General features: G+C 61.0%; 12 protein-coding genes. 7 read left to right on the forward strand and 5 right to left on the reverse strand.

The window, feature by feature from the left end:
• Positions 1–133 precede the first annotated feature (133 nt).
• Both tsaD and NDI87_RS10620 read right to left on the reverse strand, forming a co-directional pair.
• Positions 134–1204, reverse strand: coding sequence for a tRNA (adenosine(37)-N6)-threonylcarbamoyltransferase complex transferase subunit TsaD (gene tsaD, locus NDI87_RS10615; protein ID WP_296275183.1), 1071 nt, complete (start codon positions 1202–1204; stop codon positions 134–136).
• A 19-nt stretch (positions 1205–1223) separates the two neighbouring features.
• Positions 1224–1844 (reverse strand): TetR family transcriptional regulator, encoded by a 621-nt coding sequence (locus tag NDI87_RS10620; RefSeq protein WP_296275184.1) that lies wholly within the window; start codon positions 1842–1844, stop codon positions 1224–1226.
• A 129-nt stretch (positions 1845–1973) separates the two neighbouring features.
• Between NDI87_RS10620 and NDI87_RS10625 the strand changes: the two genes are divergently transcribed.
• The 4 genes from NDI87_RS10625 to NDI87_RS10640 all read left to right on the forward strand — a co-directional run bounded on the left by NDI87_RS10625 (position 1974) and on the right by NDI87_RS10640 (position 8541).
• Positions 1974–3257: an efflux RND transporter periplasmic adaptor subunit gene (locus tag NDI87_RS10625; protein WP_296275185.1), complete on the forward strand. Its 1284-nt coding sequence runs from the start codon at positions 1974–1976 to the stop codon at positions 3255–3257.
• Positions 3258–3269: 12 nt separating this feature from the next.
• Positions 3270–6425: an efflux RND transporter permease subunit gene (locus tag NDI87_RS10630; RefSeq protein WP_296275186.1), complete on the forward strand. Its 3156-nt coding sequence runs from the start codon at positions 3270–3272 to the stop codon at positions 6423–6425.
• Positions 6418–7842, forward strand: a complete 1425-nt coding sequence (locus NDI87_RS10635) for an efflux transporter outer membrane subunit (protein WP_296275187.1) — start codon at positions 6418–6420, stop codon at positions 7840–7842. Before NDI87_RS10630 ends, NDI87_RS10635 begins: the two co-directional genes overlap by 8 nt.
• Before the next feature lie 87 nt (positions 7843–7929).
• A complete protein-coding gene (locus tag NDI87_RS10640) occupies positions 7930–8541 on the forward strand; it encodes a DsbC family protein (protein WP_296275188.1) in 612 nt (203 codons plus the stop codon).
• 111 nt (positions 8542–8652) lie between these two features.
• Here the strand turns inward: NDI87_RS10640 and clpA are convergent, their stop codons facing one another.
• The 3 genes from clpA to msrA form a co-directional block, all read right to left on the reverse strand.
• Positions 8653–10980, reverse strand: coding sequence for an ATP-dependent Clp protease ATP-binding subunit ClpA (gene clpA, locus NDI87_RS10645; protein WP_296275189.1), 2328 nt, complete (start codon positions 10978–10980; stop codon positions 8653–8655).
• An 85-nt stretch (positions 10981–11065) separates the two neighbouring features.
• A complete protein-coding gene (gene clpS, locus NDI87_RS10650) occupies positions 11066–11419 on the reverse strand; it encodes an ATP-dependent Clp protease adapter ClpS (RefSeq protein ID WP_296275190.1) in 354 nt (117 codons plus the stop codon).
• Between the two features lie 9 nt (positions 11420–11428).
• Positions 11429–11977: a peptide-methionine (S)-S-oxide reductase MsrA gene (msrA, locus tag NDI87_RS10655; protein ID WP_296275191.1), complete on the reverse strand. Its 549-nt coding sequence runs from the start codon at positions 11975–11977 to the stop codon at positions 11429–11431.
• A gap of 148 nt (positions 11978–12125) precedes the next feature.
• Here msrA and NDI87_RS10660 point away from each other — a divergent pair, with 148 nt between their 5' ends.
• The 3 genes from NDI87_RS10660 to NDI87_RS10670 are packed head-to-tail and all read left to right on the forward strand — an operon-like array spanning position 12126 to position 17119.
• Positions 12126–12827, forward strand: a complete 702-nt coding sequence (locus NDI87_RS10660; protein ID WP_296275192.1) for a TetR/AcrR family transcriptional regulator — start codon at positions 12126–12128, stop codon at positions 12825–12827.
• On the forward strand, positions 12824–13960 hold the full coding sequence (locus tag NDI87_RS10665; protein WP_296275193.1) for an efflux RND transporter periplasmic adaptor subunit: 1137 nt from the start codon (positions 12824–12826) through the stop codon (positions 13958–13960). The genes NDI87_RS10660 and NDI87_RS10665 overlap by 4 nt, the downstream gene beginning before the upstream one ends.
• The gene (locus NDI87_RS10670) at positions 13961–17119 is read left to right on the forward strand and encodes an efflux RND transporter permease subunit (protein WP_296275194.1); all 3159 of its coding nucleotides are present in this window, start codon (positions 13961–13963) and stop codon (positions 17117–17119) included. It abuts the gene before it with no gap.
• Positions 17120–17201 lie beyond the last annotated feature (82 nt).

Here is a 17201-nt window from a genome sequence, read left to right on the forward strand (position 1 = left end):
ACAAAGCGAGCCCCAACACGGCTCGTCGCATTATTTTTAACATCAAAAAAATTTCTCAATGACAGCCGTGTCACTCGCCAGACTGGAGGCAGGCGGCTGGTTCGGTCAGAACGCTGCGCAGTGTAATGCGCCGTCAGGCCATGATTTCGTCGAGTGGCCAGCGCGGCTTGACATCAAACGCATAGACCTCGCTGGCCAATTGAATCCCGGACTGCAGTCGCATGGCGGCTGCCATGGCGATCATGGCGCCGTTGTCAGTGCACAAGTGCAACTCCGGGTAATGCACACGCACACCGCGCCTGGCGCACGCCAGATTGAGCTGTTCACGCAAGCTGTGATTCGCGCCGACACCACCGGCCACCACCAGCCGCCGCAAACCGGTTGCCTTGAGCGCAGCCAGTGATTTTTTGACCAGCACCTCCACAATCGCAGCTTGGGTGGAAGCGGCCAAATCGGCCAGAACCTGACCATGCAGCCCCTCGACGGCACAACCCTGCGCCGATGCCAGCTTTTTGGCCTGCACCATCACTGCCGTCTTCAACCCGGCAAAAGAAAAATCCAGATTGTCACTGTGCAGCAGCGGACGCGGCAGCTTGAACGCAACAGGATCACCCATTTCTGCCAGTCTCGACAACGCCGGGCCACCAGGGTAGCCCAGGCCCAGCAACTTGGCCGACTTGTCAAACGCCTCGCCGGCGGCGTCATCAATGGTTTCACCCAGAATCTGGTAGCGCCCCACCCCATCCACCTGCATCAATTGGGTGTGTCCACCCGACACCAGCAAAGCCACAAACGGAAACTCGGGCGGATCGACACTCAAAAACGGCGACAGCAAATGCCCTTCCAGATGGTGCACGCCCAACACCGGTTTCGCCAGCGAGGCACCCAGGGCGCAGGCCACGCCCGCCCCCACCAGCAGCGCACCGGCCAAGCCCGGGCCACGGGTAAAAGCCACCACGTCCACGTCCTGCAAGGTTTTACCGGAGGCCTGCAACACCTCCTGGGTCAGCGGCAGGACACGGCGAATATGGTCGCGGCTGGCCAGCTCGGGCACCACGCCCCCATAGGCCTGATGCATCTCGATCTGGCTGTAAAGCGCATGCGCCAACAACACCGGCAAGTCCTGACCCTGCACACGCACCAGCGCCACGCCGGTTTCGTCACACGAGGACTCAATTCCCAACACACAGTAATCTTTTGCCATAGTTGGCAAGTTTAGGGGATCACAATTTCAAACCCAGGCCGGCCAGATAGGTGCGAATGGCCGTTTGGGACACCGCCACCAACTTGAACGCAGAGGGATCCAGCATCCAGGTATGAATCAGGCCGACCATCAGCGCATGCAGGCCATGCGCTGCCACGGCGGCCGGCACGGCCAGCGCCACCGTGCGCCGGGCGGCAGCGTCCTGCAAACTGCGCTGCATCTGCTGGGTGCCGTCCAAATAGCACTTGACGTGCCGTTGTTTGACGGCCAGCAGCTCGTCAACGTATTCCACTTTCAAGGTGGCCACTTCAAAAATGGCGCGGGTGCGCGCATCCGATTCGATGCTGTGCATGGTCCACAACATGGCGCGCTCCAGTTCGGCAAGTGGATCTTGCCCCGCATCATGGCCAATCTGCTGCATGGCTTGCTCCATGGGCAGGACGGCGCTGTCCATCATGGCATTGAACAACTCGGCCTTGTTTTTAAAGTGCCAGTAAATTGCCCCCCGTGTCACGCCAGCAGCTTGTGCAATGTCTTGCAACGAGGTGCGCGACACCCCTTTTTCAACAAAAACGCGCTGCGCCGCTTCCAGCAACTGGTGACGGGTTTCTTCGGCGTCTTCTTTGGTACGGCGGACCATGGGTGTATTTTCTTGGCAGGGTTATTAACTTACATACATGATTGTATGTATAATTCTGAAAAAATCAAGCCCGCTATTCCACCCTGCTTTTGCCTTGTCCTGAGCGTTCATTTTTCCAGGAATCCCACCATGTTGCACAACCGCACGCACCTTGCTCGCCCATACCCCAGCCGACCCCCATCACACCAGCGCATCTGGACAAGCACCGCATTGGGCTTGACCCTGTTGCTGGCAGCCTGTGGCCAGAGCAGTACGCCCGCAGCCGGCCCCGGCGCGCCGGGTGGCATGCCACCACCGGCCGAAGTGGGCGTGATCACAGTGAATCTGACCGATGTGGGTTTGGTCACCGAACTGCCAGGGCGGCTGGAGGCCTCGCGCGTGGCACAGGTACGCGCACGCGCAGCCGGTATTGTGCAAAAGCGCCTGTTTGTCGAGGGCAGCCAGGTGCGCGCCGGTCAGGCACTGTTTCAGATAGACGCCAGCCCCTACCAAGCCACTTTGGCCAGTGCCCAGGCCTCGGTGGCCAAAGCCGAAGCCAACCTGATGCAAGCCTCGGCACAAGCCGAGCGCTTCAAACCGCTGATCGAAGCCAAGGCCATCAGCCAGCAGGAATTTGTCAATGCCCAGGCCGCGCAGAAACTGGCTGAAGCAGACGTCGCCGTGGCCCGTGCTACGGTGCAAACGGCGCGCATCAACCTGGGCTACGCGGCCATCACGGCGCCGATCAGTGGCCGCATTGGCCGCGCCCTTGTCACCGAAGGTGCCTTGGTCGGCCAAGGCGAGGCCACACCCATGGCCGTGATTCAGCAGACAGACCCGATGTACATCAACTTCACCCAATCCGCCGCCGAAGTCATGCGCCTTCGCAAGGCCATGGAAGCTGGCCAGCTCAAGCGCGCCGGCAGCCAGGCGGCCAGCGTGCGTGTGCTGCTGGAAGACGGCAGCGAATATGCCAAATCCGGCAAGTTGCTGTTTTCAGACCTGACGGTCGACAGCACCAGCGGCCAGATCACCCTGCGCGCTGAAGTGCCCAACCCGACCGGCGCCCTGCTGCCAGGCCTGTTTGTGCGTGTCCGCCTGGAGCAGGCGCAAGTGAGCAGCGCCATCACCCTGCCCCAGCAGGCGGTGACGCGTTCCGCGCAGGGTGATTCGGTCATGGTGGTTGCCCCCGACGGCAAAGTGGCACCGCGCCCGGTCAAGGTGGGTGCGCAACAAAACGGTCAGTGGGTCATTCTGGATGGACTGCAAAGCGGTGACCAGGTGATGGTTGATGGTTTCCAGAAACTGCGCGGGGATGCCCCGGTGAAGCCAGTGCCATGGCTGGCCCCTGGCAGTGCGCCCGTTGCCGCCAGTGCGGCATCGGCTGCGATGGCACCCGCCTCTGCCAGCGCAACCGCCAGCGCTGCGCGCTAAGGAGCCGTTGCCATGGCTAAATTTTTTATTGACCGGCCCATCTTTGCGTGGGTCATTGCGCTGTTCATCATCGTGCTGGGCTCGGTGGCCATCACCCAATTGCCGATTGCCCAGTACCCGCCGGTAGCGCCGCCTTCGATCGTGATCTCGGCCACTTACCCGGGTGCTTCCGCGAAAACACTGGAAGAAAGTGTGCTGTCGATCGTCGAGCAGGAAATGAACGGCTCGCCCGGCCTGATCTACATGGAATCCGTGGCACAGGCCAGCGGCACCGGCAGCATTACCCTGAGTTTCGAGCCCGGCACCAATGCCGATCTGGCCCAGGTGGACGTGCAGAACCGGCTGTCACGCGCCACGCCGCGTCTGCCCTCTGCGGTAACGCAGCAAGGCGTGCGCGTGGACAAGGCGCGCAACAACTTCCTGCTGTTTGCCATTTTGTCGTCTGACGACCCGGCTTTGAATCCGGTCGCGCTGGGTGATTACGCCTCGCGCGCCATCGTGCCTGAAATACAGCGTTTGCCGGGTGTCGGCCAGGTGCAATTGTTTGGCACCGAACGCGCCATGCGCGTCTGGATTGACCCCGCAAAACTCATGAGCCTGAACCTGACTGCCGCCGAAGTCACCGCCGCCATCCGGGCGCAAAACGCCCAGGTGTCTGCCGGTGAAATTGGCAGCCTGCCCAACGTGGCCGGCCAAGGCATTGCCGCTACCGTGGTGGTCAATGGCCAGCTCGGCAGCGTCGAGCAGTTTGGCAATGTCATGTTGCGCGCCAACACCGACGGCTCTGCCGTGCGCTTGAAAGACGTGGCGCGCATCGAACTCGGCGCCCAGTCCTACGCCACTTCGGCGCGGCTCAACGGCAAACCATCCACCGGCATTGGCGTGCAGTTGTCACCCAGTGGCAACGCACTGGCCACGGCCAAGGCGGTACGCGCCCGCATGCACGAGCTCGAAAAATTCTTCCCCAAGGGGGTGACCTGGAACATTCCCTACGACAGCTCACAGTTCATTGAAACTTCGCTGACGCAAGTAGCCACCACGCTGCTGGAAGCCGTGCTGCTGGTGTTTTTGGTGATGTACCTGTTTTTGCAGGACTGGCGCTACACGCTGATCCCCACGCTGGTGGTGCCGATTGCGCTGCTGGGCACCTTTGCCACGCTGCTGGCGATGGGTTTCTCGATCAACGTGCTAACCATGTTCGCCATGGTGCTGGTGATCGGCATCGTGGTCGACGACGCGATCGTGGTGGTGGAAAACGTCGAGCGCATCATGAGCGAGGAAGGGCTGGCGCCGCTGGAAGCCACGCGCAAGGCCATGGGCCAGATCTCTGGCGCCATCATCGGCGTCACCGTGGTGCTGATCTCGGTGTTTGTGCCGCTGGCGTTTTTCAGCGGCTCCATCGGCAATATTTACCGCCAGTTCTCGGCGGTGATGGGCGTCTCGATTGCGTTTTCGGCGTTTCTGGCACTGTCACTTACCCCGGCTTTATGTGCCACCCTGCTGAAACCAGTTGAGGCGGGCCACCACCATGCCAAGCGTGGTTTTTTTGGCTGGTTCAACCGCGGCTTTGCCAAAACGGCCAAAGCGTATGAAGGCGGTGTCGCCAAACTGCTGCCGCGTGCAGCCCGTTACCTGGTCATTTACCTGGCCATCCTGGCCGGTGCGGCGCTGATGTACCAGCGCCTGCCAGCTTCGTTTTTACCCAATGAAGACCAGGGCACGATGCTAGTGAATGTGCAACTGCCGCCGGGTGCCACACAGGGGCGCACCCTGGACGTGATGCAGCAGGTGGAAGGCTTCATGCTCAAGCAGCCTGAAGTCAAAAGCATGGTGAGCGTGTTGGGTTTCAGCTTCTCCGGCCAGGGGCAAAACGCTGCGCTGGCGTTTGTCACGCTCAAGGACTGGTCCGAGCGTCCGGATGAAAGCAGCTCGGCGCAGGCGCTGGCCGGGCGGGCCTTTGGCGCACTGTCAGGCATTCGTGATGCGTTCATTTTCCCTTTGAGTCCGCCGCCGATCCCTGAGCTGGGCGCGTCAAGCGGCTTCAGCTTCCGCCTGCAGGACCGTGCCGGTCTGGGCCATGAAGCGCTGCTGGGTGCGCGCAACCAGTTGCTGGGCATGGCCGCGCAAAGCAAGGTACTGACCCAGGTGCGACCGGACGGGCTGGAAGACGCGCCGCAATTGCAATTGGACATTGACCGCGACAAAGCCAGTGCCCTGGGCGTGGGTTTTGACGCCATCAACGCCACCATCTCCACGGCGCTGGGTTCAAGTTATGCCAACGACTTTCCCAACGCCGGCCGACTGCAACGCGTGATCGTGCAAGCCGACGCACCCGCGCGCATGCAACCCGACGATTTGCTCAAACTCAACATGGTCAACAACAAGGGGCAAACAGTGCCCTTGTCAGCCTTTGCCAGCACGCGCTGGGTCACCGGCGCCATGCAGACGGTGCGCTACAACGGCTACCCGGCCATGCGCATCAGCGGCAGTGCCGCAGCCGGTCTGAGTACCGGTGACGCGATCAACGAAATGGAAAAATTAGCCAGCCAACTGCCGCCCGGCTTCGGCTTTGAGTGGACCGGCACCTCACGCGAGGAAAAACTGGCGGGCGCGCAGGCCATGATCCTCTATGGCTTTGCCATTTTGTCGGTGTTTTTATGCCTGGCGGCCCTGTATGAGAGCTGGACCATTCCGCTGGCCGTCATTCTGGTGGTGCCACTGGGTGTGCTGGGCGTGATTGTGGCCACGCTGCTGCGCGCCTACGCCAACGACGTCTACTTTCAGGTCGGCCTGATCACCATCATCGGCTTGTCGGCCAAAAACGCCATCCTGATCATCGAGTTTGCCAAGGACCTGCAGGCCCAGGGCAAAAGCGTGGTCGCAGCGGCCCTCGAAGCCGCCCACCTTCGCTTTCGCCCGATTGTGATGACCTCCATGGCCTTCACGCTGGGCGTACTGCCACTGGCCCTGGCCAGCGGCGCCGGATCCGCCAGCCAGCGCGCCATTGGCACAGGCGTGATTGGCGGCATTCTGACGGGCACCGCGCTGGCCGTGGTGTTTGTACCGATCTTTTTTGTCGTGGTGCGCAACCTGTTCAAGGACAGCGCGCGCCAGCAGCAAGTGCATGCGGCGCAAGCCCAGCACATGGGAGTGCATTCGCATGAGTAACAAACCAAAAAAATCACTTCCGGCGCCAGCGCGCGCCGTGGCACTGGCAGCCATCACTTTTTTAGCGGGCTGCTCACTCATGCCGACCTATGAGCGGCCCAGCGCGCCAGTGGCGGCCCAGTGGCCGGAATCCGCGCAAACCGGCGTCGGCAGTGCCAATACCGCGGCGCCGAGCTGGCAGGATTACTTTACGCAGCCCGCGCTGCGCCAGTTGATTGATACCGCGCTGGCCAATAACCGGGACCTGCGGGTGGCGCTGCTCAACATCGAACAAGCCCGCGCCCAGCTCGGCATTCGCCGGGCCGACCAGTTGCCCACCCTGAACGCTGCCGCCACGGGCTCACGCACCCCCGACAGCAACGGTGCCATCAACAGCAACTACAACGCCGGGTTGCTGGTGACTGCTTATGAACTTGACTTTTTTGGTCGTGTCGCCAGCCTCAAGGAGCAAGCCCTGGGTCAGTACCTGGCCAGTGCAGAAGCGGCACAGACGGTACAGATCAGCCTGATCGCCACCGTGGCACAGAGCTGGCTGAACCTGCTGGCTGACGAAGAGTTGCTGGCTGTTTCGCGCCAGACGCTTGACTCCCGCGCTGAATCCCTCAAGCTGGTCGAGCTCAAGCGTCAACATGGGGCGGCCTCCGATTTTGAGCTGCGCAACGCGCAAACTCTGCTGGAGTCAACCCGCGTCACGCTGGCCCAGCAGTTGCGCCAGCGCGCGCTGGACGAAAACGCCCTCGCCTTGCTGCTCGGACAAGCCATCAGCGAAGCCGATCGGGCACAGTGGAAACCGCACAAGATGGAACAACTGGTGTTTGCCGAGCTGCCCGCCGGACTACCCTCCGACCTGCTCGCGCGCCGCCCTGATATTCGCCAGGCCGAGCAATTGCTGATGGCCAGCAACGCCAATATCGGGGCCGCCCGGGCTGCCTTTTTTCCACGCATCAGCCTGACCGCCGGTGCCGGTTCTGCCAGCTCCGCGCTCTCCGGCCTGTTCAAGGACGGCTCCTGGGGCTGGACCCTGGCGCCTCAACTGGTGCTGCCGATCTTTGATGCCGGTCGCAACCAGGCCAATCTGAACGCCGCCAAAACCGGGCGAGAGATTGCTGTCGCCCAGTACGAAAAAGCCATTCAAAGTGCTTTTCGCGAGGTGGCCGATGCCCTGGCCAGCCGCGCCACACTGGCAGAGCAATTGCAGGCCCAGCAAGCCCTGCTCGCAGCAGAAACTGCCCGCAACCACTTGACGCAACTGCGCCTGCAACACGGCGTGGCCAACCAGCTCGATTGGCTCGACGCCCAACGCAGTTTGTTTGCCGCCCAGCAGGCCCTGGTGCAAACCCGGCTGGTCAGTTTGCAAAATCAGATTGCACTGTTCAAGACCCTGGGCGGGGGCACGACGCCAACCCCACGGCTTTAAGCCACACCCTCCGACATCCATTGAATTTTCCCTGACAATCTGAGTTCTTGTGACCTTGGCCTATGGCCTGCTTAATGAATGACAACCATGAACATCACCACCCTCACTCTCACCGCAGCGCTTGTTCTTACGGTAGCTGGCTGCTCCAAAACAGACACCACCAGTCCCGGCGCAACGCCGGATGGCAGCGCGGCGGCCACCGCTTCAGCGGCGCCTGTTGCCAATGCCGGATCTTCCTACGACCTGGTAGCGACCAAGGGCAAGGGCTTTACCGTTGGTGCCCTGATGAGCGCACAACCTGTCTATGTCCTGTTTGATCCGCAATGCCCGCACTGCGGTCGCTTGTGGCAGGCATCTTTGCCGCTGCTCAGCAAGGTGAAATTTGTCTGGATTCCGATCTCGTTCAACCCGGCCAAAAGCCTGCCACAAGGTGCCGCCCTGCTGGGTGCAGTCAATCCGGTGGAAACCATGACCGCGCACGAACAGTCACTGCTGGCTGGCACCGGCGGCATGGCTGCCAGCGCCGACGTGCCCGAAGAGCTCAAGCAGGCCATCAACAGCAACACCCAGTTGCTGAATCAGCTGGGTGTCGATTCGGTGCCGTTTTTGCTGGGCAAACACAGGAAAACCGGTGACATTGTGAGCTTCAACGGCGCCATGGAGACGACAGCTTTGGCGAATTTGCTGGGCGTTGAGTAAGCCTGCCAAGCCTGGCCAGGCGAGGGTCTGGCTGATTGGCAACCACGCACCATAAAAAACCCCGTTCAGGATGCCACGGCACCTTGAACGGGGTTTTTTATTTGATCAGGTTCAGGAGGTCGCTGCTTCCGGAACTTCTGGCTTGGATTTACCCTCTTTTTTTGGCAGAGGCTGGATGTCAAGCAGGACTTCGGTTTTGCTTTCGTCCGTGTCGTCAAGCTCCACGGTCAAGCGGCCACCATCGACCAGCCGGCCAAACAGCAATTCGTCAGCCAGAGCGCGGCGAATGGTGTCCTGAATCAGGCGTTGCATGGGCCGGGCACCCATCAACGGATCAAAGCCTTTCTTGGCCAGGTGCTTGCGCAACTTGTCGGTGAAAGTGACCTCGACCTTCTTGTCGGCCAACTGGGCTTCAAGCTGCAGCAGGAACTTGTCCACCACCCGCAAGATGACGTTTTCATCGAGCGCCTTGAAGCTGACGATGGCGTCGAGCCGGTTGCGGAACTCGGGCGTGAACATGCGCTTGATGTCGGCCATCTCATCGCCGGCTTCGCGCGGGTTGGTAAAGCCGATGGCGGCCTTGTTCATGGTCTCGGCACCGGCATTGGTGGTCATGACGATGATGACGTTGCGGAAATCGGCCTTGCGCCCGTTGTTGTCGGTCAGCGTGCCATGGTCCATCACCTGCAACAGCACATTAAAAATGGCCGGGTGCGCCTTCTCGATTTCATCAAGTAAAAGCACACAGTGCGGCTTCTTGGTGATGGCCTCGGTCAGCAAGCCACCCTGGTCAAAACCGACATAGCCCGGGGGTGCACCAATCAGGCGGCTCACGGCATGCTGCTCCATGTACTCGCTCATGTCAAAACGAATCAGCTCGATGCCCATGATGTAGGCCAATTGCTTGGCCGACTCGGTTTTGCCGACGCCGGTTGGGCCGCTGAACAAAAAGGTGCCGATCGGCTTGTCGCCCTTGCCCAGGCCCGAGCGCGACATCTTGACGGCCGAGGCCAGCATGTCGAGCGCCTTGTCCTGGCCAAACACCACGTTGCGCAGGTCGCGCTCCAACGTCTTGAGCTTGCCGCGGTCGTCGTTGGACACGTTGGCGGGCGGAATGCGGGCAATCTTGGCCACGATGTCCTCGACCTCGGCCTTGGTGATGATTTTCTTGCGCTTGGACGGCGGCAGGATGCGCTGGGCGGCACCGGCCTCGTCGATCACATCGATCGCCTTGTCGGGCAAATGCCGGTCGTTGATGTACTTGGCGCTCAGCTCGGCCGCCGCCTGCAATGCCGCCACGGCGTACTTGACATTGTGGTGCTCCTCAAAACGCGACTTGAGGCCCTTGAGAATTTCAACCGTCTGCTCCACCGTGGGCTCGACCACATCGACTTTCTGGAAGCGACGCGACAGCGCCGCATCTTTCTCGAAGATACCGCGGTACTCGGTAAAAGTGGTGGCCCCAATGCACTTGAGCGCACCGGAACTCAGGGCGGGCTTGAGCAGATTGGAGGCATCTAGCGTGCCGCCCGAGGCGGCGCCAGCGCCGATCAGGGTGTGAATCTCGTCAATGAACAGGACCGTATTGGGCTTGTCCTTGAGCGCCTTCAACACGCCTTTGAGGCGTTGTTCAAAATCACCCCGGTATTTGGTACCGGCCAGCAGGGCGCCCATGTCGAGTGAATAAACAATCGAATCGGCCAGGATCTCGGGGACATCCTTTTGCGTGATGCGCCAGGCCAGGCCCTCGGCGATGGCCGTCTTGCCAACACCGGCCTCGCCGACCAGCAGCGGGTTGTTCTTGCGCCGGCGGCACAGGATCTGGATAACGCGCTCGACCTCATACTCGCGCCCGATCAGCGGGTCAATCTTGCCTTCTTTGGCCAGTTGATTGAGGTTTTGCGTGAACTGCTCCAACGGAGAAGACTTTTCGTTCTTCTCGCTGGCGCCTTCCTCGGCCTCGGCCGGATTGTCCGCCGAGCGCGCCGGCTCGGGCGGGTCGCTCTTCTTGATGCCATGGGCAATGAAATTGACCACATCAAGGCGCGTCACGCCCTGCTGGTGCAGGTAATAGACCGCATGCGAGTCCTTCTCGCCAAAAATGGCCACCAGCACGTTGGCACCGGTCACCTCTTTCTTGCCACTGCCGGTGGACTGTACATGCATGATGGCGCGCTGAATGACGCGCTGAAAACCCAGCGTGGGCTGGGTATCGACGTCTTCGGTACCAGCAACTTGCGGCGTGTTGTCCTTGATGAAGGTGATCAGGGACTTGCGCAAATCATCGATATTGGCCGAGCAGGCACGCAACACTTCGGCGGCGCTGGGGTTGTCCAGCAAGGCCAGCAGCAAATGTTCCACGGTGATGAATTCGTGGCGCTGTTGACGCGCCTCAACAAACGCCATGTGGAGACTGACTTCCAGTTCTTGGGCAATCATAAAGTTCCTTTGATAGCTTTTGTTTCAGGTTTCAACTGTAATCTGATTTCTAATTCATGTGCGCGTGTCAGGTTTCAATCATTTGTTAGGCAACTGGTTCACAAAAGCACTTGAGCGGATGTCCCGCCTTGTTGGCCGCGTCCAGCACCTGATCAACCTTGGTCGCGGCGACATCACGGGTATAGACGCCGCACACGGCTTTGCCTTCCAGATGGATCTTGAGCATGATCCGGGTTGAGGTTTCGAGGTCTTTGCTAAAGAACTCCTGCAACACCATCACCACGAATTCCATCGGGGTGTAGTCGTCGTTGAGCATCACTACCTGGTACATCTGGGGCGGTTTGGTGCGCTGCGTGCGGCGCTCCAGAACCACGGTACCGTCGTTTTCAACAGTTTCATTCGGCTGGACAGGAACAATTTTGGGGATTTTGGTGGCCATGGGTCGATTTTATCGGCCTGATTTCTGCAAGCGCGCAAAGGTCTTGCGAAACTTGGCCACCTTGGGCGCCGCCACCGCCAGGCAATAAGCCTGCTCGGGGTGGTTTTCAAAAAAATCCTGGTGGTACGCTTCCGCCGGCCAGTAATTGGTTTGCGGCAGCACTTCGGTCACGATGGCACGCGGGTAAACCCCGCTGCGGGTGAGCTCATCGATCAGCGCCAGGGCTTCCTGCTGCTGCTCCGGCGTGGTGAAATAAATGCCGCTGCGGTACTGCGTGCCATGGTCATGGCCCTGGGCGTTGCGCGTGGTGGGGTCGTGAATCACAAAGAAAATCTCCAGGATCTCACGCACGCTGATCTGTTCAGGGTCGTAGACCAGCTTGACCACCTCGTTGTGTCCCGTGCTGCCGCTGCATACCTGCTCATACGTGGGGTGTTGCGTCTGGCCATTGCAATACCCCGACTCCACATCGAGCACGCCCGTCACCTGCACATAAACCGCCTCGGTGCACCAGAAACAGCCCCCGCCCAGTGTGATGGTTTGATTTGTCTGACCCATGCATTGCCCCTTGAAAAATGCGAGCTGAAGAATAAGCTGCCCGTTCATGCTAGCCGCAAAGCGACAAACCTGGTGCAGCCGGGTCTTTGCCTGAATTGACAAGCGCATGACCCCAAGTTACACTAATAACCCATTAGTCATTAACTTCATGCCAGTGCCAGCACATCCCGACACAGCCTTGCCGGACAGCCAGACCCGCCGCTCGCGCCGCAAGGAGGCACGCCCCGGCGAACTGCTGGCTGCCGCGCTGGATTTATTCGTCGAAAAAGGTTTTGCTGCCACCCGCGTGGAAGAAGTGGCGCAACGCGCCGGGGTTTCCAAAGGCACGCTGTTTTTGTATTTTCCAAGCAAGGTTGAACTGTTCAAGGCCGTGGTGCGCGAGAACATTTCCGGCCGCTTTGCCGTATGGAATGACGAGTTTGAACGTTTTGAGGGCAGCACCCACGACATGCTGCGCTACTGTTTGTTTAACTGGTGGGAGCGCCTTGGTTCCACCCGGGCCAGCGGCATCCTCAAGCTGATCATGAGCGAGGCGCAAAATTTTCCGGAATTGGCCAGTTTCTACCAACAGGAAGTCATGCAACCCGGCAAAACCCTGATTGAGCGCATTTTGCGGCGTGGTGTGGCGCGCGGTGAACTTCGCCCGATGGACTTCACTTACGGGGTGTACCTGGTGCTGGCCCCCATGTTGTTTTTGGCGCTTTGGAAGCATTCATTGGGCCCCTGTTGCAGCGAACATGCGCAACTTGAACCCCATCACTATCTGGCGGCCCAACTCGACATGCTGATGCACGGCTTCAGTCAGCCCAAGACCCCCATGAACCCTTCCCTGGAGCACCCCCTGCCATGAAACCCTGGATGAAATGGGCGCTTGCCGGCCTCGTTGTGGCCTTGCTGGTGGCCGGCGCGTTGCGCACCTTGTCGGCGCGTCAAGCCCGCCAGACAGCCCTCGAAGCACAACAGGCAGCGCAGAAATCGCAAGTCAGCGTTGCCCTGGCAGCGAACGACCTGGTGCAGGTCAAGCCCCTCGAACTACAACAAAGCGTATTGATCTCGGGCCCGATCAAAGCCGTTAATACGGCACTGGTCAAGGCGCGCGTGCCCGGTGAACTGCGGGATTTGACGGTACGCGAAGGCGACAGCGTGCGCGCCGGTCAGGTACTGGCCCGCATCGACCCCACCGAGTCCGACGCCCGCTTGCGCCAGGCCCGCCAGCAAGCGGCCGCCGCCAAAGCCCAGGTGGCCATAGCCCAGCGCAATTTTGACAACAACCAGGCACTGGTGGCGCAAGGCTTTATCTCCAGCACCGCGCTGGCTTCATCACAAGCCAGCCTGGACGCGGCCCAGGCCAGCTACCAGGCGGCGCAATCGGGGGCGGATCTGGCCGCCAAGGCGCTCGACGACACGGTGTTGCGGGCTCCCATTGCCGGGCAAATTTCCCAGCGCCTGGTGCAGCCGGGTGAACGCGTTCCGGTGGACGCGCGCATCGTCGAGATCGTTGACAACCGGCAACTGGAGCTGGAAGCCAGCCTGAATGCGGCCGATTCGCTGCAGGTCAAAACGGGACAAAGCGCCCAACTGACACTGGACGGTACCAACCAGGTCATCCACGCCAAAGTGGTCCGCATCAACCCGAGCGCCGCCGTGGGCAGCCGCGCCGTGCTGGTTTATCTGGCGCTGGCGGCCGATGCCAGTTTGCGCCACGGCCTGTTTGCACAAGGCAGCCTGAGCGTGGGTGTCGTCAAAACCCTGGCCCTGCCCCTGAGCGCCGTGCGCACCGACAAGCCGCAGCCCTATGTGCAACTGGTCAGTCAGAACCAGGTGCAACATGTGAATGTGACACCGGGCGTTCGCGGTGACCTGGCGGGCGTGGCCATGGTGGCCGTGACGGGCGTTGCGGAGGGCAGCCTGCTGATAGACGGCTCGGTCGGCAGTCTGCGTGTCGGCACGCTGGTGAACACAGCAGCCCAAGGACCCCAATAAATGTGGTTCACCCGCGTCAGCCTCAACAACCCGGTATTTGCCACCATGGTCATGCTGGCCCTGGTGGTGCTGGGGCTCTTTTCCATGCAGCGCCTGCAGGTGGACCAGTTCCCCAACGTGGATTTTCCGGTGGTGGTGATCAGCACCGACTACCCCGGCGCCTCGCCCGAGATTGTGGAAAGCGAAGTCACCAAGAAAATCGAGGAAGGCGTCAATTCGATTGCCGGCATCAACGCACTCACGTCGCGCTCGTATGAAAGCCAGTCGGTCGTCGTCATCGAATTCGGCCTGCACATGGATGGCCGCAAAGCCGCTGACGATGTGCGTGAAAAAGTGGCGGCCATTCGCGCCACCTTGCGTGATGAGGTCAAAGAGCCGCGGGTGCTGCGTTTTGACCCGGCCAGCCGTGCCATCTGGTCGGTGGCAGTGTTGCCCGATGTCGGCGCAGGCGCACCACTCAACGCGGTGGAACTCACCAGCTGGGCCGAGCAAACACTGAAAAAACGGCTGGAAAACGTGCGCGGCGTGGGCTCGGTGGCCCTGGTCGGCGCCAGCATGCGCGAGATCAATATTTATCTGAACCCGCAGGCCCTTGCCACCTATGGCATCACACCCGAGCAGGTGGCCAATGCCGTGCGCAATGAAAACCAGGACTATCCGGTGGGCAGCATCCGCTCCAGCGCGCAAGACCGGGTGATCCAGATCGCCGCGCGCGTGCAGCGCCCCGAAGACTTTGGCCGCATCATCGTCGTGCGCAAAAATGGCGACCCGGTGCGGGTTGAGCAACTGGCCGAGGTGAAGGACGGCGCCCAGGAAGTCGAGAGCCTGGCGCTCTACAACGGCCAGCGCACCCTGCTGCTGAACGTGCAAAAGGCGCAGGATGAAAACACCATCGCCGTGGTCGACGGCCTGAACAAAACACTGGCAGAACTGCAAAAACAATTGCCGCCCGGCGTCAAGCTGACGCAGATCACCGATGGCTCGCGCCAGATCCGGGTCTCGGTCTCCAACGTGCGGCAGACCTTGTTTGAAGGCGCGCTGCTCACCGTGCTGATCGTGTTTTTATTCTTGAACTCGTGGCGCTCCACCGTCATCACCGGCCTGACGCTGCCGATCGCCCTGATCGGCACTTTTTTCTTCATGAACCTGCTCGGCTTCACCATCAACATGATCACCATGATGGCGCTGAGCCTGTGCGTTGGCCTGCTGATTGATGACGCCATTGTGGTGCGCGAAAACATTGTGCGCCACGTGCAAATGGGCAAGGGCGCGTTTGACGCGTCGATGGACGGCACGCGGGAAATCGGCCTGGCGGTGCTGGCCACCACCCTGTCGATCGTGGCGGTATTTTTGCCGATTGGCTTCATGGGCGGCATCATCGGCAAGTTCTTCCACGAGTTCGGTCTGACCATCGTGGCGGCGGTGCTGATCTCGATGTTTGTCAGCTTCACGCTCGACCCCATGTTGTCCTCCATCTGGCACGACCCCAGCATCGAGGCGCACGGCAAGCACCACGCCCCGCGCACGCTGTACGACAAAACCATTGGCCGCATCACTGCCTTGTTTGACCACGGCACCGACGCGCTGGTCGATGTTTACCAGGGCATTCTGCGCTGGGCACTGGCGCACAAGCTCAGCACGGTGGCGCTGGCCGTTGCCATCTTTGTCAGCAGCATTTTCATGGTGCCGTTGTTGGGCACCGAGTTCGTGCCCAAGTCCGACTTCTCCGAGACCAACCTCACTTTCAACACGCCGGTGGGCTCATCGCTCGACGTCACCGAAGCGCGGGCACGCCAGGTGGAAGGCATCATCCGCTCGTTCCCCGAGGTCAACTACACGCTGACCACCATCAACACCGGCAACGCCCAGGGCAAGATGTACGCCAGCATCTACATCCGGCTGGTCGATCGCAACCAGCGCACGCGCAGTGTCGATGACATGTCCACCGTGCTGCGCCAGCGCCTGCGCGAGGTGCCGGGCATCAGCGTGACCCATGTCGGGCTGCTCGATCCGGTGGGTGGCCAAAAGCAGATCGCCTTTTCCATCCAGGGTGCCGACATGGGCGAACTGTCACGGCTGAACACGCTGGCGCTGGACAAAATCCGCAGCGTGCCGGGGCTGGTCGATGTGGACTCGACCCTCAAACCCGACAAGCCCACACTCGACGTGCAGGTGCGCCGCGACGTGGCCTCCGACCTGGGCCTGAACGTGGCGCAAATTGGTTCATCCCTGCGCACGCTGGTGGCCGGCCAGACCGTGGGCAACTGGCGCGCCCCGGACGACCAGACCTATGACGTCAACGTGCGCCTGTCACCCGAGTCGCGCAAGCAGGCCGATGACTTAAACGCCCTGCCCTTCACTGTGGGCACACAAGCGGACGGCAGCGCCCGCGTGGTGCGGCTTGACCAAGTTGCCAAAGTGGTCGAATCCACCGGCAGCAACCAGATCAACCGGCGCGACCTGACACGCGAGGTGGCCATCACCGGCAACGTGTCGGGCCGTTCGGCCGGCGAAGTCTCCGCCGGTATCAAGACAGCGATGGACAGCATTGCCATGCCGCCCGGTTACAGCTACAAGTTCAGCGGTTCGGTGAAGGACATGGCCGAGGCGTTTGGTTACGCGCTGTCTGCGCTGGCACTGGCCGTGATTTTTATTTACATGATTCTGGCCAGCCAGTTCAAGAGCTTTTTCCAGCCGCTGGCGCTGATGACGTCCTTGCCGCTGACGCTGATCGGCGTGGTGCTGGCGCTGATGCTGTTCAACTCGACGCTGTCAATGTTTTCGGTGATTGGCGTGGTCATGCTGATGGGCCTGGTCACCAAAAACGCCATTTTGCTGGTGGACTTTGCCATCCGCGCACGCGAAGACGGCATGAACCGGCACGACGCTCTGCTGATGGCGGCCAAAGTGCGCCTGCGCCCCATCCTGATGACCACGCTGGCCATGATTTTCGGCATGGTGCCGCTCGCCTTTGCCCTGTCCGAGGGCTCCGAGATGCGCGCGCCCATGGGCCAGGCGGTGATCGGCGGCGTCATCACTTCGTCGCTGCTGACGCTGGTGGTGGTGCCGGTGGTGTACTGCTACATGGACGATCTGGCCGCCTGGTGCCGCCGCCGGCTCGGCCTGCGCCCCGCCGAACCGACACGGACCATTCCTTAAAATGGCGGGTTTGCCCAGCCCCCTCGACACCCTGTTTCAAACGAGTTGATGCCATGACCACATCCCCCGCCGCCCTCAGCCA

The organism is Rhodoferax sp. (assembly GCF_023701345.1).
GTDB lineage: Bacteria > Pseudomonadota > Gammaproteobacteria > Burkholderiales > Burkholderiaceae_C > Rhodoferax.